The following is an 18,760-nucleotide window of genomic DNA, read 5'->3' as shown; positions in this document are numbered from 1 at the left end:
TACTGCTTCAGGGTCAGCGGACGCCGACGAGGTCCACAACGAAGATCAGGGCCTCGTTGGGCTTAATGGCGCCGCCGGCGCCGCGGGAGCCGTATGCCAGCTCAGAGGGGATTTCCAGGCGACGGCGGCCGCCCACCTTCATGCCCAGCAGGCCCTGGTCCCAGCCCTGGATGACCTGGCCCACGCCCACGCGGAAGTCCAGCGGCGTACCGCGGCCCCAGGATGCGTCGAACTCTTCGCCGGTGGACCAGGCGACACCAACGTAATGGGTTGAAACGGTGTCCCCGGCCTTGGCTTCCCGGCCGTCACCTTCGATCAGGTCCGTAATAACGAGTTCCGTGGGCACATCGCCTTCCGGAAAATCGATCTCGGGCTTTTCACGGTCGAATTCCCGCTGTCCGAATGACATGGTTGCTCCTTCGTATCAGTGCTGCGGTTGGGTACCGCGAACGTATGGCCCGCGGCGTGGTCTGAATGTCTTGTTACTTGGCGCCGAGGATGTCCACTACGAAGACCAGGTCGCCTTTGGCTTCGCCCTGGCCGGCATCGCCGTAGGCCAGGTCCTTGGGAATGACCAGCAGCACACGCGAGCCGACGGTCTTGCCGGCCAGGCCCTGGGTCCAGCCCTTGATGACGCCGGTCAGCGGGAAGCTTGCGGGTTCGCCACGATCGAAGCTCGAATCGAACTTGGTTCCGCCCACCAGGGTGACGCCCACGTAGTTCACGGTCAGGGTGTCGGTTTCCTTGACGGTGGCACCGTTGCCCTTGATGAGGTCCTGGGATACCAGCGCTGTGGGCGCTGCCACGCCTTCGACGTTGATCTCGGGAACGCCGTCGCCGTTCTCGGTGACCGTGGGCAGTCCGGCTGGTGGGGTAACGGTTTCGCCTTCCGGCTTCTCGAGGGCGGGCGTCACGTTACTGGCCGAGAGTACCTTGATCACGAGGAGCTGGGTTGGCTGCGCTTCGGCTCCGGCGGTGGCAGCCTGTCCCGGCACTGCCAGTGCGAGGCTGGAGCCTACCTTGGCGCCAACGAAGGCGTTGTAGATGACAGGGCTGCCGGTTTTCAGTTCCTCGTTGAGTTCCAGCGGTTCCGGTTCGTTGGCGAACGTGTCCTCGAGGGTGGAGCCGTCGGTGCCGTTGAGGGCCAGGATCGAGATATTGGCGATCTGGTCAGCTTTCACGGTATCCCCGGTGCCTTCGCTGACCACCTTGATGGTGGGTTCGGCCACCTCAAGCGGCTTGGTGAATTCGACGCCGGGGGCCTTCTTGTCCCCGTTGTCGGTCAGTTTAAGGGTGTCGAACTTTGCAGTCTCACCAGCGGACTGGCTGGTGGGCTCCGGCTCTGCGGTTGAGCCGCCGCAGGCGGTGAGCAGCAGCAGACCGGGAAGAAGGATTGCTAGTAGTCGGCGCACGTAAGAGAACTTTCGTTGGGGCAGGATGGATGCGACTCTCCGCCGGGCAGCGGTAATGATCGCGGCAGGCCCTGATAAAGGGACCTTATCCAGAATAGACCCTGAAGCTGGGTGTCAGCCCATAGAGTCAAGAAGCGCGTCCACGCGCTCGTCCACGCTCCGGAAGGGATCCTTGCAGAGGATGGTCTGGTGGGCCCGGTCGTTGAGCTTAAGGTGCACCCAGTCCACGGTGTAGTCGCGGCCCAGTTCCTGGGCCCGGCGGACAAAGTCACCGCGGAGCTTGGCGCGTGTGGTTTGCGGCGGGGCGTCAACGGCGTCCTTGATGACGGTGTCGTCTACGATCCGCCGAACCGCTCCTCGGGACTGCAAAAGGTAGTAAAGGCCCCTGCCGCGGGATATGTCGTGGTACGTCAGGTCGAGCTGCGCGATGCGGGGCGCGTCCAGGCCCAGCCCGTGGCGCTTGCGGTAGTTGTCCATCAGCTTTTTCTTGATGGCCCAGTCAATTTCGGTGTCGATTGCGCGCGAGTCCCCGCTCTCGATGGCTTTGAGAGTGCGCTCCCACAGATCAAGGATCAGCGGAACGTGTGGGTTGTGGGCACCGTTCTCCTGCACGAACGCGGTGACCTTGGTCAGGTATTCCTGCTGGATTTCCAGGGCGGTGAGCTGGCGCCCGTTGGCGAGCCGGACCAGGGCCCTGCCGCTGAGGTCGTGCGAGATTTCACGGATGCTGCGGATGGGGTTCTCCATGCGCATGTCCCGCATGATGACGCCGGCCTCGATCATCCGCAGGACGAGGTCAACGGTCCCCACTTTCATGAGGGCGGTTGCCTCAGACATGTTGGAATCGCCCACGATGACGTGGAGCCGGCGGTAGAACTCGGCGTCGGCGTGCGGTTCGTCGCGGGTGTTGATGATGGGGCGCGAGCGGGTGGTGGCCGAGGACACACCCTCCCAGATATGGTCCGCGCGCTGCGAAAACGCGTACGTTGCCCCATGTGGGGTCTTCAAAATCTTGCCGGCGCCGGCGATGAGCTGGCGTGTGACGAGGAACGGAATGAGGATCTCGGCCAGCCGGGAGAATTCGCCGCGGCGGGGAATGAGGTAGTTCTCGTGGCTGCCATAGGAGTTTCCGGCGGAGTCCGTGTTGTTTTTGAACAGGTAAACCGTTCCGTTGAAGCCTTCGGCGGCGAGCCGCGCCTGTGCCTCGTCCACGAGGTCATCCAGGATCAGCTCGCCGGCGCGGTCGTGCGCGATCAGCTGTGCAAGGTCGTCGCATTCAGCGGTGGCGTACTCGGGGTGCGAGCCCACGTCCAGGTACAGCCTGGAGCCATTGGTGAGGAACACGTTGGAGGAGCGCCCCCAGCTGACCACCTTGCGAAAGAGGTACCGGGCCACCTCCTCCGGGGCAAGGGGCCTTGAATCGGGGCTCGAATACGAGATGCCGAACTCGGTCTCGATACCGAAGATTCTCTTGTCCATTGCGTCCTCCTAGGCCAGCAGTGCAGTGATGTCCGCGTCGTTCAGCCGGCGGAAGGCGCGCCGGGACCCGCGCGAGTCCTCGGACAACCTGTCCAGGACTGCGACTTCCAGCGCCCTGGCCGGCAGGGCCTTGGCCGGCTCATCCGTTTCAGCGGCCGGAGCCAGTCCGGAAAGGGCCAGCCGGACTGCTTCGGAAAAGCTGAGGGAACTGCGCCAGCCGCCTTCGATGGCTGACGAAACTTTGTCAGCCTGCCCGCCCATGACCACGAAGCTGTGTTCGTCGGCGATGGAGCCGTCGAAGGTCAGCCGGTAGAGATGGTCCTCTTCCTGGGCGGGTCCCACTTCGGCCACCGCAAGTTCCACTTCAAAGGGTTTCTGCTCGGCGGTGAAAACGGCGCCCAGGCTCTGCGCGTAAACACTGGCCAGGCCGCGCGCGGTGACGTCCTCGCGGTCGTACGAATAGCCGCGGACATCCGCGTAGCGGACGCCAGCCTGCCGGAGGCTTTCAAACTCGTTGTATTTCCCCACCGCCGCGAATGCGATTTTGTCGTAGATCTCGCCGATTTTGTGCAGGGACGGTGAGGGGTTTTCGGCGACGAGCGCTATTCCGTCAGCGCAGCTGATGACCACCACGGACCGGCCGCGGGCTATGCCCTTCCGTGCGAAATCAGCACGGTCCTTCATCAGCTGTTCGGGTGATACGTAGAACTGCTGCGTCATCTCAGGCCTCCCGTCCGGCAATAGTGCGGGCTTCGATGATGGTGCGTGCTGCGGCTGCGAGTTCCGCCTCGGGAACGCGGCGCGCACCGGAGCTGTCCACGGTGTAGACCACGGGCCACAGCTGGCGGACAGTGTCGGGACCGCCGGTGGCGGAGTCGTCGTCGGCGGCGTCGTAAAGGGATTCGACCGCGACGGAAAGTGCTTCGGCGGCACTGAGGTTGGGCCGCCAGAGTTTCTTCAATGCTCCTCGGGCGAAGACAGAGCCGGACCCCACGCTGTGGTGTTCGTGCTCCTCGTACCGGCCGCCGGTCACATCATAAGAGAAGAGTCTGCCCACACCGGCGCTGGTGTCGAAGCCGGCGAACAGAGGGACAACTGCCAGCCCCTGCAGGGCGAGCGGGAGGTTGCCGCGGATCATTGCCCCCAGCCTATTGGCTTTGCCCTCGAGGCTGAGGAGGGTTCCTTCGATTTTTTCATAGTGCTCGAGTTCAACCTGGAATAAACGCGTCAGGTCAATGGCAATACCGGCAGTCCCCGCGATGCCCAGGACCGAGAACCGGTCCGCGGGAAACACCTTTTCGATGTGCCTGCTGGCGATGACATTCCCCATGGTGGCGCGCCGGTCCCCGGCCATCAGCACGCCGCCTTGGTAGCTCAGGGCGACGATCGTGGTGGCGTGCGGAACCTGCAGCGGGGCGGCTGCGGACGCAGCGCCTTGGGGGGACCGGTTGAAGGGCAAAAGCCCCGGCCGGTCCCGCTGCAGGTGTTCAGTAAAGGACGAGGTGGCGTTGGCGGCTACCTGGTTGGCGGTTGATTCCTGCACTCATGAACTCCTTGAACGTAGTACTAAGTCGGTACAGACTCCGGCCGTCCGGGGCTTCCGCCACCCTCCGGTCCGGGTTACTGGCCGCCTTTTTGGACGAATGCCCGGACGAATTCTTCAGCGTTGGATTCCAGAACGCCGTCGATTTCGTCGAGAAGGTCGTCCACGCCTTCCGTGGAAGCCGAAGCCTGGGCTTCCGGCGGTGCGGGTGGCGCCTCAGGAATGTCCTCGTCGACCTGGCTGTCGCGTGATTGCGGCTGCTGCTGCTCCTGGCCTGCCATCGTTATCCCTCCCTTGTTCAGTCATCGGACCCGGCGGATCCTCCGATATGCCCATCCTGCCACGCCAGCGGCCCTGCGGCGCGGTTTACGCCGCAGGCGGAGCGGTATTGTGTCCCAACAGCTCGGCGAGGAAAGGACCCGCTTCCCGGTAGCGTTCGAACAACGCTCCGGTCAGGGCTTTGGTTCCCCTGAGCGGTTCACGGGTCGGCACGCGCTGGAGCCGCCCGTACCCGGGGACGTCGAAGATCACCGAGTCCCAGCTCGCGCCTACCACGTCCTTGCCGAAGCTGCTGATGCACTTGCCACGGAAGAACGCGCGCGTTTCGGCGGGCGGCTCCCCGACGGCGGCAGCGATCGCGCTGTCTTCGACAATCCGTTGCATCCGGTCCCTGGCCAGGAACCGGTAGTACAGCCCTTTTTCGGGCCGGATATCGGACCACTGCAGGTCGACGAGGCCCAGCCGTGCGTCGTCCCAGTCCAGGTTGTCTCGCTGCCGGTAGCCGTCCAGAAGAGAGAGCTTCGCGACCCATTCGACGGAACTGGCCGCCGCCGCCCTGTTGCTGTCCAATTGCGTGAGGACGGTTGCCCACCGGTCCAGGACGTCGTGCGTGTGTCCGTCACCGTCCACCGCGTCGCCGACGCCCGTGTCCTGGGCAAGTTTTTCCGCGGCCTCGTGGTACATCCACTGCAGGTCCAGGGCCGTGACCCGCCTCCCGTCCAGCAACCGCAGCTTTGCGGTCAACGACGTGTCGTGGCTTACCGCCTGAAGCGCCTGGACAGGTTCGTATACCTCAACCTTTGGCGCCAGGCCTGCCTCGATGAGGCTGAGGACCATGGCAGTGGTGCCGAACTTCAGGTAGTTGGACACCTGGCTGAGGTTCGCGTCCCCGATGATCACGTGCAGGCGCCGATACTTGTCAGCCGTGGCGTGTGGCTCATCCCGCGTGTTGATGATGGGCCGACGGATGGTTGTCTCCAGGCCCACTTCGGCCTCGAAGAAGTCAGCCCGCTGGCTGATCTGGTACCCGGAGACGGAACTGTCCTGGCCGATCCCCAGCCGGCCCGCCCCGCAAAAAATCTGGCGGGTGACGAAGAACGGCGTCAGCCCCCGCACGATGTCTCCGAAGGGGACCGAGCGGGGCATGAGGTAGTTCTCGTGCGAGCCGTAGGACACGGACTTGTTGTCCGTATTGTTTTTGTAGAGGTTGACCGGGGGCAGATCAGGATCCGCGGCCAGGCGCCGTACTGCGGCCAGGGCCACCAGGTCCCCGGCGGCGTCCCAGGTGACGGCGTCACGGGGGTTGGTCACTTCTGGGCTTGAATACTCCGGATGTGCGTGGTCCACGTACAGGCGCGCGCCGTTCCCGAGGACCATGTTCATCAGGAGCGTGCCGGACTCGTCCTGCCCGTCAAGCTCGAGTTCCTCGCGGCCGTAGGCCAGGGCCACGGCCTCGGCGTCCAGGACCGGCGGCTGGTCAGTCAGCTGGCTGGGGTGTGCCGTGCTCCGGTCCACCGTCCAGCCGCGGGCGTCATGCAGCGGCTCTTCGTCCGTATAGTCCCAGCGGGTTTCGGCGCCGCCGGCCGCCCGCTGCCGGGTGACCTGGGCGTAGGCCTGCACTACCCGGGCACTCATCATGGTGGCGTTGGCGGAAGGGGCGGAAGGGGCGTGGATGCCATATTCGGTTTCTGCGCCCATGACCCGCATGGCCCCGCCGGCCGGAAGCGCTCCCCCGGCGCCGGGTTCCGGTGCAGCCGTCATAGATACTGTCCCGTGCTGGGCATGGTTTCGATCGACTTTCCTGGCTCCTGGCCGGCCTTGCCCTGGACGATGGTGCGGATGTAGGTGATCCGCTCGCCCTTCTTGCCGGAGATCCGGGCCCAGTCATCGGGATTGGTGGTGTTGGGCATGTCCTCGTGTTCACGGAATTCGTCCACCACGGCACGCAGCAGGTGCTCGATCCTGAGCCCTTTCTGGTGTGTGGTCAGGAGGTCCTTGATGGCGTACTTCTTGGCCCGGTCCACAACGTTCTGGACCACGGCACCGGAGTTGAAATCTTTGAAGTACAGCATCTCGGTGTCACCGTTGGCGTAGGTGACCTCGAGGAACTCGTTGGATTTGTCCGTGGAGTACATTGCTTCCACCGTGCGCTGGACCATGGCGTCCACCGTGGCCTGGACGTCGCCGTCGTGCTCAGCCAGGTCCGACTCATGGAAAGGCAGGTCCGTGGTGATGTACTTGTTGAAAATGTCGGCGGCCGCTTCGGCGTCCGGGCGGTGGATCTTGACTTTGACGTCAAGCCTGCCCGGGCGGAGGATGGCGGGATCGATCATGTCCTCACGGTTGGACGCACCGATCACGATCACGTTGTCCAGCCGCTCCACGCCGTCGATTTCGCTGAGCAGCTGCGGCACGATGGTCGTTTCGACGTCGGAGGAGATGCCGGTACCGCGTGTACGGAACAGCGAATCCATTTCGTCGAAGAACACGACTACGGGGCTGCCATCGGAAGCCTTTTCCCGGGCCCGGGAGAAAATCAGGCGGATGTGCCGCTCAGTTTCGCCGACATACTTGTCCAGGAGCTCGGGTCCTTTGATGTTCAGGAAGTAGCTCTTCAGGTCCACATTGCCGGAACGCTCCGCGGCGCGGGCGGCGAGGGAATTCGCAACGGCCTTGGCGATGAGCGTCTTGCCACAGCCGGGAGGGCCGTAGAGCAGGATGCCCTTGGGTGCCTTGAGTCCGTGTTCGCGGTATAGGTCCGGGTGCAGGAAAGGCAGTTCGACCGCGTCGCGGATCTGCTCGATCTGGGGGCCAAGGCCGCCGATGTCCTCGTAGGTGATGTCCGGGACTTCCTCCAGGACCAGGTTCTCCACCTCCGAACGGGGAACCTTCTCCAGCGCGTACCCGGTCCGGGAGTCGATGGAAAGGGCATCGCCCACGCGGAGTTTCTCGGCGAGGAGGGCGCCCGAGAGCCGGACTACCCGTTCCTCGTCGGCACGGCCCACAACGAGGGCACGGTCAGCGCCGAGCATTTCCTTGAGCGTGGCCAGTTCGCCGGCCCGTTCATAGCCGAGTCCAGCCACGATGAGCAGGGCCTCGTTCAGCAGGACCTCCTGGCCCACGGCAAGCTGGTTGATGTTCACCAGCGGGCTGATGCCGACCCGCATCTTCCGGCCTGCGTTGAAAATATCCACTGATTCCTCCGTGGCCGCCTGTCCGCTGCTGCCCGGTGCGGCCGGGCGTTTGGGGTTCAGCTGGAGGATGGTGCCGAAGCTGTACGGCGGCTGCCCTTCCTGGTCCAAGGCGTTCTTCAGCCGTAGGATCTCGGCTTTAGCCGTCTCAAGCATGCTGACCAGCTTGGTGTTGTTCTGCGTCGCCGCAGCCAACTGGCGGTCAATGTGCCTGAGCTTGTCCCGGAGGATGTTGACCTGGCGGTCGGCAACCGAGAGGTCATTGGCGGCAGACTGCTCTGCCGGTGTACGTCCGGAGTCCTGGTTTGGCGTCTCCATATGAATCAGCCCCTTCCTGCGCTTCTATTAAGACATTAGTCCCAACAGGGCAGGTAGGGATGGAGACTCCCGAAATCTGGACTAGTTCGTGACCTCCGGGGCGTCCTTGACGTTGGTGCCCGCGATGGCGTCCCGCGCGGCGCGGCGCAGCTTCTTGTCCGACACCAGCCGCTCCCCCACCGCCCCGGGCGTCCAGGCATTGACGTCCTCTTCATTGAATTCCGTCTTGGACGGGCGGCGCTTGACGGAGATTCCGGTGACGCCGTCGGCCAGCCGGCGCGTGACCAGGAGGAATCCGGTGTGCGCCACCATCCGGTGGTCGGGACGGACGGCGAGTCCCTCCAGGTGCCAGCCGCGGACCAGGGATTCCCAGGCATCGGGTTCGGTGAAGCGCCCGTCCGCGCGGATGGCTTCGGCCGTGCGGGACAACTGGGTGACGGTGGCGACGTAATTGATCCAGACTCCGCCAGGCGCCAGGACGGTTGCCACGGCATCAAGGCATTCCCAGGGCGCCAGCATGTCCAGGACCACGCGGTCCACGGAACCGGGCGCCTCGCTGCGGACAACTTCGTCCTGGAAGTCGCCGAGGGAGATCTGCCATGCGGGGTGGGGGCCGCCAAAAATTGTTTCCACGTTTCCGCGTGCTATGTCCGCGAACTCCTCGCGCCGTTCGAAGGAATGCAGGTAGCCCTGGTCACCCACGGCGCGGAGCAGGGAGATGGAGAGGGCACCGGAGCCCACGCCGGCTTCCACGACGCGCGCGCCCGGAAAAATGTCGGCCATGGTGACGATCTGGCCGGCGTCCTTGGGGTATACGACGGCGGCGCCGCGCGGCATGGAGAGCACGAAGTCGGAGAGCAGCGGGCGCAGGGTCTGGTATTGCTGGCCTACATTGTTGACCACCACCGAGCCGTCCACTTTGCCGATGATGTCGTCGTGGTTGAGGAAGCCGCGGTGGGTGTGGAAGGCGCCGCCCCGCTCAAGGGTGATGGTGTTCATGCGCCCCCGCTCGTCGGTGAGCTGGACGCGTTCCCCCTCCCGGAAAGGACCCCGGCGGCGGGCTGCTCCCACCGGCTGCGAACTGCCCGCGGCAGCGCCGGACCCGGCTGCTGCTGTGGCGTCGTTGACGGCGGTCTCGCTGCTCATGAATGTTCCTCGCTCCTGTAAACCTGTGGGACCGGCGCAGAAAAGGGCCTAAAAGACATTGTGGCTTCTGCGGCGGCAATGCACACCGGCAGGTAACTCTACCGGTTCTGGCCCTGCGGGCGCCTATCGGGCCGCTGCCGCTTCCCGGTGATGGCAGCCAGCACTGCGTCCTGGGTCAGCAGCCCGGTGACCCTGCCATTGTGGTCGATGACGGCGTAATGGTGGCCTGCGAGCTGGGAAAGGAAGGTGATGAGCTCCTGTCCTTTCGCCCATTCCGGGACATAGGCTCCAGGGGCCAGGGCAAAGGAAACAGCTGTGATGGAGGTGGAAGGCGCGGCAGCGGGCGGAACGGCAGATAGCGCCGAGCGATCCACCACAGCCTGTGGCTGGCCGTCCGGTCCGTAAACCACGACGGACGTTGGTCCTGCCGCACCGTGGCGCAGTGCGTCTTGGACTGATGCCGTTGCCGGCAGTCCGACGGCGGGGTTCGCCAGGGCGGAGGCGCTCACCAATGGCAGCCGGCTGCGCAGCGTCCCCTGCTGGATGGAAGCAGAGGCCCCGATCCACAGGAACCCGCCAACCAGGACGGTGACCATAACCAGGCTGAGGTCCGGCTCATTTCCGGCGAGTATGGGCCGAAGGATGAACCAGTAGGTGATGGCGACAACGATGATCCGGCCGCCCCATCCGGCTGCGATGGTTCCCTTGGCCTGGCTCCCGGTGGCCTTCCAGACGACGGACTCCACCAGCCTGCCGCCGTCGAGCGGCAGCCCGGGCAGCACGTTGAAAACGGCGATCAGGAAGTTGGCCCACATGAAGATGTTGGTGAGGATCTCTGCCACACTGCCCAGCGTTGCCGAGTAAAGCACCAGCCACGCGCCGCCGGCCAGGACAAAGTTGGCAGCCGGGCCGGCCAGTGCCACCAGCACCGACCTTCCCGGCGAGGCGGTAAAGCTTTCGAACTGGGTGTGGCCACCCCACAGGTTGAGGACAATCTTCTGTGTGGGCCATCCGTAGATCCTGGCAGTCAAAGCGTGCGCCAGTTCGTGGACCAGCACGGAAATCAGGAGCAGGACCGCAAAGGCGAACGCAACGATGTAGGCACTGGCGCCCAGGGCGGGGTTGCTGCGGTCAAGGACGGGCCCGTAAACAATCACAGTGAAGGCCGCGATGATGAACCACGAGTACGCGAGCACCACGGGAACGCCGGCAATCCTGCCGAGCGGGATGCCTTCGCGGCGCACGGGTGTGGGGGTTTCAGTCACGGGCGTGTCCGACGGCGGACGCCTGCTCCCCAGCGGCACCGGCGGTCACGGCAGGGCTGGCCTGGAGCAGTTCCTCGAGATCCGGGAGTGAGCGGCCGGACAGGGATTCCCACAGGGTGTAGCGGCTGTCCTGCGGCAGCGCAACAATGTGGGGTATTGCGACCGTGGGCACCCCGGATGCAACGGCGGCGGCTACGCCGGGTGCCGAGTCCTCAAGTGCGACGCAGTGCCCGATGCCTAGGTCCGGGTCAGTCTCCTGCAGCCGCTGGACGGCCGTGAGGTAGGCCTCCGGGTGGGGCTTCCCCTGGGCCACGGTGTCACCCGTGACGAGTACTTCGAAGTACTGGCGGGGCAGGCTGTCCACCACCTGCCGCGCAAGGGGGCCTTCGGACATGGTGACCAGGGCGCAGCGCACCCCGGCCTGGTGGAGTTCTTCAAGGAGCTCACGTGCACCGGGGCGCCAGGGCACCTGCTGCCGTACGCTGCTGATGACTGTGGCGGTGAGACTGTCGATAATCTCCCGGATTTCCATCCGCACCCCTGCCTGCTGCAAGAGTCCGGCCGAAAAGGTCAGGGACTGGCCAACCAACTGCATGGCCTGCTCATGGGACCAGGTCCCCCCGTGCGCTTCCACCAGCGCGCGCTCTGCGGCGATCCAGTAGGGCTCGGTGTCCACGATGGTCCCGTCCATATCCCAGAGGACGGCTTTGAGCGGGGAGCTGGAGGACGGAGATCGCATGAGCCCAGTCTACGGGCCCTGACTGGGCGGACCCCGTGGGCTTACGCCGTGGGCGAATCCGGGCCGCTTCCTGCCTGCACCGCGGGGATCAGTTCATTTGTGGCGCTTCATTTCATGCGCGGAAAGCACCTTGGACGTAGGGTGAAGAAATGAATAGCTTCGAGGGAGACACCGATGCACCGGGTGCCGGACCCGAGCGGGAACGGTTCCTGCAGCCTGTGGCTGACGGGGGCCGCGTAACCGTGATGCTTGCCGCCTTTGAAGGCTGGAACGACGCCGGGGAGGCTGCAAGCGACTCGCTGCGCTACCTGAACAAGTTGTGGGGCGGGAAAAAAGTGGCGTCGATAGACGCGGACGAGTACTACGACTTCCAGTTCACCCGACCAACGGTCCGCAGGAACGCCGCCGGCGAACGCAAGATCAAGTGGCCCTCCACGCGCATTTACAAGGCCAGTGCACCGAATTCCAATGTGGACGTCATTTTCGTCCAGGGCACCGAGCCGTCCTATAAGTGGCGGGCGTACACGGCCGAGCTGCTGGTGCATGCCGAAGCGCTGAACGTTGACTACGTGGTGCTGGTGGGTGCCCTGCTGGCCGACGTCCCGCACAGCAGGCCGATACCGGTCAGCACCTCATCGGACGATGCGCCGCTGCGGGAGCGAATGAACCTGGAGGCGTCCCAGTATGAAGGCCCGGTGGGCATCGTCGGAGTCCTGTCCGAGGTGGCGCTGCTGGCGGGAATCCCCACCGTTTCACTGTGGGCGGCAGTTCCGCACTATGTAGCCCAGGCTCCGTCCCCGAAGGCCCAGCTGGCCCTCCTCCACCGCATCGAGGAACTGCTGCAGGTGCCGCTGGACACCCACGAGCTGGCTGAGGAAGCGGATGCCTGGGAGCGGGGCGTGGACGAATTGGCCACGGAGGATCCCGAAATCGCTGCCTATGTCCGTCAATTGGAGGAAGCGAAGGACACGGCGGACCTTCCGGAAGCCACGGGCGAATCCATTGCCCGGGAGTTCGAGCGCTACCTGAAGCGGCGGGGCCAGGACAGGCCCTGACCTGCCGGCGGCGCTGGAAAAGGGACCCGACGGGAAAGGTTCCCTGTCAGGTCCCTTTTCCCTTTCCTGCGCGTCGTCTTTGCCGGGCGTCGTCTTTCCTGCCCGGCACAGGATAGTTAGAGGCGGACGCCCAGGAGGGCGTCTACAGCATCCTTCACCAGCGCCCGGTCAGCGGGGCTGGCGGCAGGACCGCCGTCGTTCGCTTCGCGGGCCCACCGCGACACCGCGGCAACGGCAGCCGGGGCATCAAGGTCCGCGGCCAGCCCTGCCCGCATTTCCTTGATCAGAGGCTCCGCGGAACCTTCCGGGGCATGGTCGAGGGCCCGCCGCCACGCCGCGAGGTCAGCCTTCGCAGCCGCAAAGCCCTCGTCCGTCCACGACCAGTCGGAGCGGTAGTGGTGGGCCAGGATGGCGAGGCGGATGGCGGCAGGGTCCTCCCCGGCGGCACGCAGCTTGGAAACCAGCACCAGGTTGCCCTTGGACTTGCTCATTTTTTCGCCGTCGAGCCCCACCATGCCCGCGTGTGCAAAGTGCTTGGCAAGCGGCACGCCCGCCAGGGAAAATGCATGGCCGGCACCCATTTCGTGGTGCGGGAAGACCAGGTCGGAGCCGCCGCCCTGGACCGTGAACGGCGACGGCAGGTACTTCTGGGCTATGACGGTGCACTCAATGTGCCAGCCGGGCCGGCCGGGACCGAGGCTGCCGCCGGGCCAGCTTGGCTCGCCGTCGCGGGCTACGCGCCAGAGCAGGGGATCGAGCGCCTGGCGCTTGCCTGCGCGTCCGGGATCGCCGCCGCGCTCGGCGAAAAGCTCCAGCATCTCGCTTTCGGCCAGCCCGGAAATGCTGCCCAGGGTCCACGCTTCCGGGGCAACTGACTGCTTGCCGGCCGCTTCGACGTCGTAGTAGACGTCACCGTCAGGTTCGCCGTCGGTGCCTTCCACTTTGTACGCCAGCCCGAGGCTGACCAGCCGTTCCACCTCGGGCACGATCAGTCCGATGGATTCCACCGCGCCCACGTAGCGGTCCGGGGAAAGGACGTTGAGCGCCTCCATGTCCGTCTGGAAAAGCTCAATCTGGCCTGCCGCCAGGTCCTGCCAGTCCACGCCGGTGGCGGTGGCGCGCTCCAGCAGCGGATCGTCGATGTCGGTCACGTTCTGGACGTAGGAGACGTCCTTGCCGGCGTCGCGCCATGCCCTGTTCAAAAGGTCGAACGCCACGTAACTGGCTGCGTGGCCCATGTGGGTGGCGTCATAGGGGGTGATGCCGCAGACGTACATGGAGGGCCGGGTTTCACGCTCGAGTTCCACCTCGCGGCCTGCCACGGTGTCGAACAACCGGATGGCAGGCATGCTTCCGGGCAGGGCGGGAACGGGGCGGGAAGACCAGGATTTCACACACCAAGCCTAGTGCTAGGCGCTGATGACACCGAAACCGAGTAGCAGGTACAGGCCCATGCCCAGGCATATGCGGTACCAGACGAACAGGCGGTAGCTGCGGGTGGAGACGAACTTCAGGAACCAGCCGATGATGATGTACCCCACTACGAAGGCGATGACGGTGGCCAGCGCCGTTTCAGGCAACCCGTAGGGGCCGGTGATGCCTTCCTTGGAAACTACCTTGTAGAGCTGGTAGAGGCCGCTGCCGAACACTGCGGGGATAGCGAGAAGGAAGGAGTAGCGCGCTGCTGCCTCCCGCGTGTACCCCATCAGCAGTCCGGCGGTGATGGTGCCGCCGGAGCGGGACACACCCGGAATCAGGGCCATGGCCTGCGCGAAGCCGTAGATAATGCCGTGTTTGTAGGTGAGATGGTTCAGGTCCCGCTTCTGCTTGCCCACCGCGTCGGCGACGGCGAGGAAGAGACCGAAAACGATGAGCATGGTGGCAACGATCCACATGCTGCGAAGCACTGACTCGATCTGGTCCTGGAACAGGAGGCCCAGCACGATGATGGGAAGGCTGCCCAGGATGACCAGCCAGCCCATCCGGGCGTCGGGATCCTGGCGTGACACTCTTCCGCGCAATGAACCCGCCCAAGCCTTAACAATCCGGACGATGTCGCGCCAGAAATACACCAGCACAGCTGTTTCCGTACCCAGCTGGGTGATGGCTGTGAAGGCTGCCCCCGGGTCTGCGGCGTTGGGAAGGAACTGCCCCACGATCCGCAGATGCGCGCTTGAAGAAATGGGTAGAAATTCAGTCAGTCCCTGCACTAGGCCCAGCAGGGCCACCTCAAACCAGTTCACGCTAAGACCCTACGGCATGGGTACAGGTGGTTCTGCCCGTAAGCTTGCTGCTATGCAGCAGCGTTACGTTGGCAACAGTGGTTTGCGTGTTTCAGCCCTCTCGCTTGGCACTATGGACTGGGCCGGCGAAACGGACGAACAGGACGCCTCTGAACTGCTGCGCACCTTCCTCACTGCCGGTGGCCGGCATGTGGATACTGCTGCCTCCTACTCGGACGGGTGCGCCGAGGCCATGTTGGGTTCGCTGCTCGGCGACGTGGTGGCCCGGACTGAGGTGACCATTTCCACCAAGGCGGGAATGACGACCCGTGACGGCCGGCGCGCCGTGGACACCTCGCGTAACGCGATGCTTACCGGCCTTGAGGCGAGCCTCGCCAGGCTTGGCACCGACTACGTGGATGTCTGGTTCGCCCAGGCATGGGACGGAAACGTTCCGCTGGAGGAGACCCTGTCAGCCCTGGAGTTCGCCGTCCGCACGGGCCGGGCCCGGTACGCCGGTGTGTCCAACTTCACGGGATGGCAGGCCGCGAAGGCGGCAGCTGTTGCAGGTTTCCCGCTGGTGGCCGTGCAGGCGGAGTACTCGTTCCTGCAGCGGAAGCCGGAAGCCGAGCTCATCCCGGCGGTGGAGGACGCCGGCCTGGGCCTGATGGCCTGGGCTCCCCTGGGCCGCGGGGTACTCACCGGGAAGTACCGTGGCAGCATTCCTTCCGGGTCCCGGGGCGCTTCCGCTTCCGGGGCTGCTTACGTCGACCCTTATCTTGGGGAGAAGCCTTCCCGGACGGTTGAGGCCGTGTGCATGGCGGCGAAGGGCCTGGGCCGGACACCCCAGGATGTGGCGCTCAGCTGGCTGTTGGCGCAACACGGGGTGGCCACGGCTATCGTGGGCCCGCGGACGCCTGTGCAGCTGAAGGAAATACTGGAAGCGCAACTGACACCGCTGCCGCCCGAAATCGCGTTGGCTCTGGAGGACGTGTCCGGAGCCCACTAGGTCCAACCCGGTTTGTTCCGCTGCCGGGGACGCTATTCCTCGACGATCTCGAGGTCCTCGTCTTCCACGTCGCTTTCTTCGTCCTCTTCGTCCTCGTCATCGAAGACCTGTAGCGGGGTCACTTCGTTGTAGGCCTCGTACAGCGCGTCTTCGTAAACTTCGAACGCATCTGCCACTGCAAAAAATGCTGCCTCCACAGAGGGGTCACCATCTCCGCGGCGGTTTGATGCTGCTATAAGGTGTTCTTCCAAAGCGGTGGTCAGGGACGAAAGCGCGACACGCGGATCGATGCTCATGACTTCACGTTAGCCGGAAAAGGACGAAAATGGAGAGCAATGAAGGAACAATTTCTCACCAGCTCAGTCCAGCGGGAACGGGACTATTTGAGGCAGTACGAGTACCTCGTGCTGACGGTGAGCCCTGATGATTCCTTGCACGAGGCACGGCGCCGCCTGGTGGAACACTCCGAGTACGGCAAGTGGGAACTGGAACGCAGCAAGCTGTATGTGGGCGGCGGCCGGCGGTTCTGGCTCCGCCGCCGGGTGTTGCAGGTCCAGCGGACCGTCTAGCTCTCGAGTGGTCCCAGCCAGGCGTTCGCCACAGTGTTGTGCGCTGATTCGTCGTCGGACGGGTGGAACATCCCGGCGAGCACATCACGGTAGAGCCGCTCAAGTTCGGATCCCCGGAAGTAGCTTGAGCCGCCGCTGACCCGGATGGCCAGGTCCACAACCCGGCGGGCCGTTTCGGTGGCATTGGTTTTGAGCCCCACCAGCTTGGCGAACCACTGGCCGCCGTGGTCCACCAGTGCGTCGACGTCGGCCGCCACCAGTTGCAGTTGCGGGTACAGGTTGTCCATAGCCATGGCTGCCTCGGCAACCTTCCAGCGGATGTCCGGGTCCTGGGCGTAGCTCCGTCCACCGTTCTTCAACGAGGTGCGGCGCTTGGCGGTTTCGACGCCGACAGCCAGCGCCCGCTCCCCCAATCCCGTGTAGACGGCGGCGAGCAGTGTTTCGAAGCAGGCGAAGATGGCGAAAATCAGCGGATCCGGATTTGGGCCGACGGGAAGCTTGCGGAAGATCCGGTCCGCGGGGACCCGCACGCCTTCGAGGACTGTGGTGGCGGACTGGCTGGCGCGCATGCCCAGGGTGTCCCAGTCGTCGAGGATGCGGTATCCGGCCGTCTCACGGTTTATGAACCCATGGACCAGCTCGCCCTCACCCTCCCTGGCCTCCGCATCCTTTCCAAAGATGCCCAGCCGCGTCCAGGCGGGAGACAGGCTGGTGAAGATTTTCGTGCCGGTGAACGCGTATCCGCCGCCGGGCAACGGCGCGGCGGCGGTGCGGGAGTCGAACAGGACCGAGTCGTTACCCGCCTCGGAATTGCCGAACGCAAATATCTCGCCGCTGGCGGCCTCCTTGAGCACGAAGTCCAGCGAGTGGTCCCCGCGTGCTTTGAGGACGTGGGCGACGCCGGTCCATACCAGGTGCATGTTCACGGCGAGGGCAGTGGCGGGAGCAGCCGTTGCCAGCCTCCGCTGGCATTGCGCCGCCGCCTCGAGACCAAAGCCCATGCCGCCGTCGGACACTGGGACAAACAACTTCAGGTAACCGGCGGAAGCAAGTTCCTGCAGGTCCTCATGGAAGAAGCTGTTGTCCCGGTCGTAGCCGGCGGCCCGGCTGCGGATGCGCTCCAGGAGGGTATCCGACAGCACCTCTTCGGACGTCATCGGCGCTCCTCGTCAGTAGTTGGTGAGCAGAGCGTCAAGGACCCTGGCCCCGAACTTGAGCGAGTCCGCGGGGACCCGTTCGTCAACACCGTGGAACATGCCAGTGAAGTCCAGCTCGTCTGGCAGCATCAGGGGCGCGAAGCCGTAGCCGGTGATGCCCAGCCTGCTGAGGGACTTGTTGTCCGTTCCACCGGAAAGTGTGTAGGGCAGCACCTTGGCACCGGGGTCCTCGGAGTGGAGGGCATCGATCATCGCATCAACCAGGTTCCCTGCGAAGGGCACTTCAAGGGACACGTCCTTATGGACGTAGCTGACGTCCACGCCCGTCCCGGCCAGTTCCCGGACGATCTCGAGGACCTGGTCCTGCTGTCCCGGCAGTGTGCGGCAGTCGATCAGCGCCTCTGCTGACTCGGGGATGACGTTGTGCTTGTAGCCGCCTTTGAGCAGGGTGGGGTTGGTGGTGTTTTGCAGGGTGGCGCCAACGAAACGCGACACGGTGCCCAACTGGTCCAGCAGGCGGTCCGGATTGTCGGCGTCGAACTCGACTCCCGTGAGCTCCGTCACGCCGTCAAGGAACTGGCGGGTGGTTGGCGTCAGCTCGATTGGCCACTTGTACTCACCGATGCGGGTAACTGCTGCGGCAAGGCGGGTCACGGCGTTGTCCGTGCTGATCTGGGAGCCGTGGCCCGCTCGGCCGTGCGCCACGAGGCGGAGCCAGGAGATGCCCTTCTCGGCGGTCTGCAGGAGGTAGGTGCGCTGTCCGCCAATGGTGGCCGAGAATCCGCCCACCTCCGAGATGGCTTCCGTGGCCCCTTCGAAGAGTTCCGGGCGTTTGTCGACGGCATAGCGGGCGCCCAGGGCACCGCCGGCTTCCTCATCGGCAAAAAAGGCAAAGATGATGTCACGCTTGGGCTTCTTTCCGGACCGGGCGAAACCGCGCAGGACGGAAAGGATCATGGCGTCCATGTCCTTCATGTCGACGGCGCCGCGTCCCCAGATCAGTCCGTCCTTCAGTTCGGCGCCGAACGGGTCCACCGACCACTGGTCGCGGAGGGCAGGAACAACGTCCAGGTGCCCGTGCACCACCAGGGCGCTGGCGGACGGGTCCTCGCCGGCCATGCGGGTCACCACGTTGGCCCTGCCCGGGGCGGACTCGAAGACTTCCGCTTCCAGGCCGACTTCCTCTATAAGGCCGGCAGCATACTCAGCGGCAGCCCGCTCCCCCGGCCCGGATCCGTCACCGTAGTTTGAAGTGTCGATACGAATGAGTTCCTGGCAGATCCGGACAACTTCATCCTCGGGCAGGACGTCAGGCATTGAGAACTCCTCGTTAGGAAATGACTGGTGGCAAGGGCGAAACCGCTGCCCCTCAGCCT

The 18,760-nt window shown here is 64.7% G+C and carries 19 protein-coding genes; 3 read left to right on the top strand and 16 right to left on the bottom strand.

The genetic code is table 11. From position 1 onward, the window contains the following. Nucleotides 1-13: 13 nt before the first annotated feature. The 11 genes from AC5RUU_RS08415 to AC5RUU_RS08365 all read right to left on the bottom strand — a co-directional run bounded on the left by AC5RUU_RS08415 (nucleotide 14) and on the right by AC5RUU_RS08365 (nucleotide 11,372). Entirely contained in the window at nucleotides 14-409 is a 396-nt protein-coding gene (locus AC5RUU_RS08415; protein ID WP_493974749.1) for an FKBP-type peptidyl-prolyl cis-trans isomerase, read from the bottom strand. Between the two features lie 73 nt (nucleotides 410-482). Further along, nucleotides 483-1,412: an FKBP-type peptidyl-prolyl cis-trans isomerase gene (locus tag AC5RUU_RS08410; protein ID WP_493974748.1), complete on the bottom strand. Its 930-nt coding sequence runs from the start codon at nucleotides 1,410-1,412 to the stop codon at nucleotides 483-485. Between the two features lie 114 nt (nucleotides 1,413-1,526). Beyond that, nucleotides 1,527-2,891, bottom strand: coding sequence for a Pup--protein ligase (gene pafA, locus AC5RUU_RS08405; protein ID WP_493974747.1), 1,365 nt, complete (start codon nucleotides 2,889-2,891; stop codon nucleotides 1,527-1,529). Nucleotides 2,892-2,900: 9 nt separating this feature from the next. Then, a complete protein-coding gene (gene prcA / locus AC5RUU_RS08400) occupies nucleotides 2,901-3,611 on the bottom strand; it encodes a proteasome subunit alpha (protein WP_493974746.1) in 711 nt (236 codons plus the stop codon). 1 nt (nucleotide 3,612) lies between these two features. Next, entirely contained in the window at nucleotides 3,613-4,434 is an 822-nt protein-coding gene (gene prcB, locus AC5RUU_RS08395; RefSeq protein WP_493974745.1) for a proteasome subunit beta, read from the bottom strand. A gap of 77 nt (nucleotides 4,435-4,511) precedes the next feature. Then, nucleotides 4,512-4,715 carry a ubiquitin-like protein Pup gene (locus AC5RUU_RS08390; protein WP_015937113.1) on the bottom strand — a complete coding sequence of 68 codons (204 nt, stop codon included), beginning with the start codon at nucleotides 4,713-4,715 and terminating at the stop codon, nucleotides 4,512-4,514. An 85-nt stretch (nucleotides 4,716-4,800) separates the two neighbouring features. Beyond that, nucleotides 4,801-6,474, bottom strand: coding sequence for a depupylase/deamidase Dop (gene dop / locus AC5RUU_RS08385; protein WP_493974744.1), 1,674 nt, complete (start codon nucleotides 6,472-6,474; stop codon nucleotides 4,801-4,803). Next, nucleotides 6,471-8,222 (bottom strand): proteasome ATPase, encoded by a 1,752-nt coding sequence (gene arc, locus AC5RUU_RS08380; protein WP_493974743.1) that lies wholly within the window; start codon nucleotides 8,220-8,222, stop codon nucleotides 6,471-6,473. The genes dop and arc overlap by 4 nt, the downstream gene beginning before the upstream one ends. Nucleotides 8,223-8,303: 81 nt before the next feature. Continuing rightward, a complete protein-coding gene (locus AC5RUU_RS08375) occupies nucleotides 8,304-9,368 on the bottom strand; it encodes a tRNA (adenine-N1)-methyltransferase (protein ID WP_493974742.1) in 1,065 nt (354 codons plus the stop codon). Nucleotides 9,369-9,466: 98 nt separating this feature from the next. Next, nucleotides 9,467-10,633 carry a site-2 protease family protein gene (locus tag AC5RUU_RS08370; protein ID WP_493974741.1) on the bottom strand — a complete coding sequence of 389 codons (1,167 nt, stop codon included), beginning with the start codon at nucleotides 10,631-10,633 and terminating at the stop codon, nucleotides 9,467-9,469. After that, nucleotides 10,626-11,372, bottom strand: a complete 747-nt coding sequence (locus tag AC5RUU_RS08365; RefSeq protein WP_493974740.1) for an HAD family hydrolase — start codon at nucleotides 11,370-11,372, stop codon at nucleotides 10,626-10,628. The genes AC5RUU_RS08370 and AC5RUU_RS08365 overlap by 8 nt, the downstream gene beginning before the upstream one ends. A gap of 149 nt (nucleotides 11,373-11,521) precedes the next feature. Here AC5RUU_RS08365 and AC5RUU_RS08360 point away from each other — a divergent pair, with 149 nt between their 5' ends. Next, the gene (locus AC5RUU_RS08360; RefSeq protein WP_493974739.1) at nucleotides 11,522-12,427 is read left to right on the top strand and encodes a PAC2 family protein; all 906 of its coding nucleotides are present in this window, start codon (nucleotides 11,522-11,524) and stop codon (nucleotides 12,425-12,427) included. Nucleotides 12,428-12,543: 116 nt separating this feature from the next. Here the strand turns inward: AC5RUU_RS08360 and mshC are convergent, their stop codons facing one another. Together mshC and AC5RUU_RS08350 are read right to left on the bottom strand one after the other, a co-directional pair. Then, on the bottom strand, nucleotides 12,544-13,821 hold the full coding sequence (gene mshC, locus AC5RUU_RS08355) for a cysteine--1-D-myo-inosityl 2-amino-2-deoxy-alpha-D-glucopyranoside ligase (RefSeq protein WP_493974738.1): 1,278 nt from the start codon (nucleotides 13,819-13,821) through the stop codon (nucleotides 12,544-12,546). 15 nt (nucleotides 13,822-13,836) lie between these two features. Further along, nucleotides 13,837-14,670 carry an undecaprenyl-diphosphate phosphatase gene (locus tag AC5RUU_RS08350; protein WP_493974737.1) on the bottom strand — a complete coding sequence of 278 codons (834 nt, stop codon included), beginning with the start codon at nucleotides 14,668-14,670 and terminating at the stop codon, nucleotides 13,837-13,839. A 52-nt stretch (nucleotides 14,671-14,722) separates the two neighbouring features. On the opposite strand from AC5RUU_RS08350, the gene AC5RUU_RS08345 reads away from it, so the two are divergent. Next, entirely contained in the window at nucleotides 14,723-15,658 is a 936-nt protein-coding gene (locus tag AC5RUU_RS08345) for an aldo/keto reductase (RefSeq protein ID WP_493974736.1), read from the top strand. A gap of 32 nt (nucleotides 15,659-15,690) precedes the next feature. Here AC5RUU_RS08345 and AC5RUU_RS08340 read toward each other — a convergent pair whose 3' ends face one another. After that, nucleotides 15,691-15,954, bottom strand: coding sequence for a hypothetical protein (locus AC5RUU_RS08340; protein ID WP_493974735.1), 264 nt, complete (start codon nucleotides 15,952-15,954; stop codon nucleotides 15,691-15,693). Nucleotides 15,955-15,993: 39 nt separating this feature from the next. Between AC5RUU_RS08340 and AC5RUU_RS08335 the strand changes: the two genes are divergently transcribed. Further along, a complete protein-coding gene (locus AC5RUU_RS08335; protein ID WP_009358575.1) occupies nucleotides 15,994-16,227 on the top strand; it encodes a DUF5703 family protein in 234 nt (77 codons plus the stop codon). Here the strand turns inward: AC5RUU_RS08335 and AC5RUU_RS08330 are convergent. Both AC5RUU_RS08330 and AC5RUU_RS08325 read right to left on the bottom strand, forming a co-directional pair. Further along, nucleotides 16,224-17,384 (bottom strand): acyl-CoA dehydrogenase family protein, encoded by a 1,161-nt coding sequence (locus AC5RUU_RS08330; RefSeq protein ID WP_493974734.1) that lies wholly within the window; start codon nucleotides 17,382-17,384, stop codon nucleotides 16,224-16,226. The two genes, AC5RUU_RS08335 and AC5RUU_RS08330, sit on opposite strands and share 4 nt — an antisense overlap. A 12-nt stretch (nucleotides 17,385-17,396) precedes the next feature. Beyond that, entirely contained in the window at nucleotides 17,397-18,701 is a 1,305-nt protein-coding gene (locus tag AC5RUU_RS08325) for a M20/M25/M40 family metallo-hydrolase (RefSeq protein WP_493974733.1), read from the bottom strand. Between the last annotated feature and the right edge of the window lie 59 nt (nucleotides 18,702-18,760).

Source organism: Arthrobacter sp. K4-10C (assembly GCF_059090085.1).
This window is presented reverse-complemented; position numbering and strand designations above follow the sequence as displayed.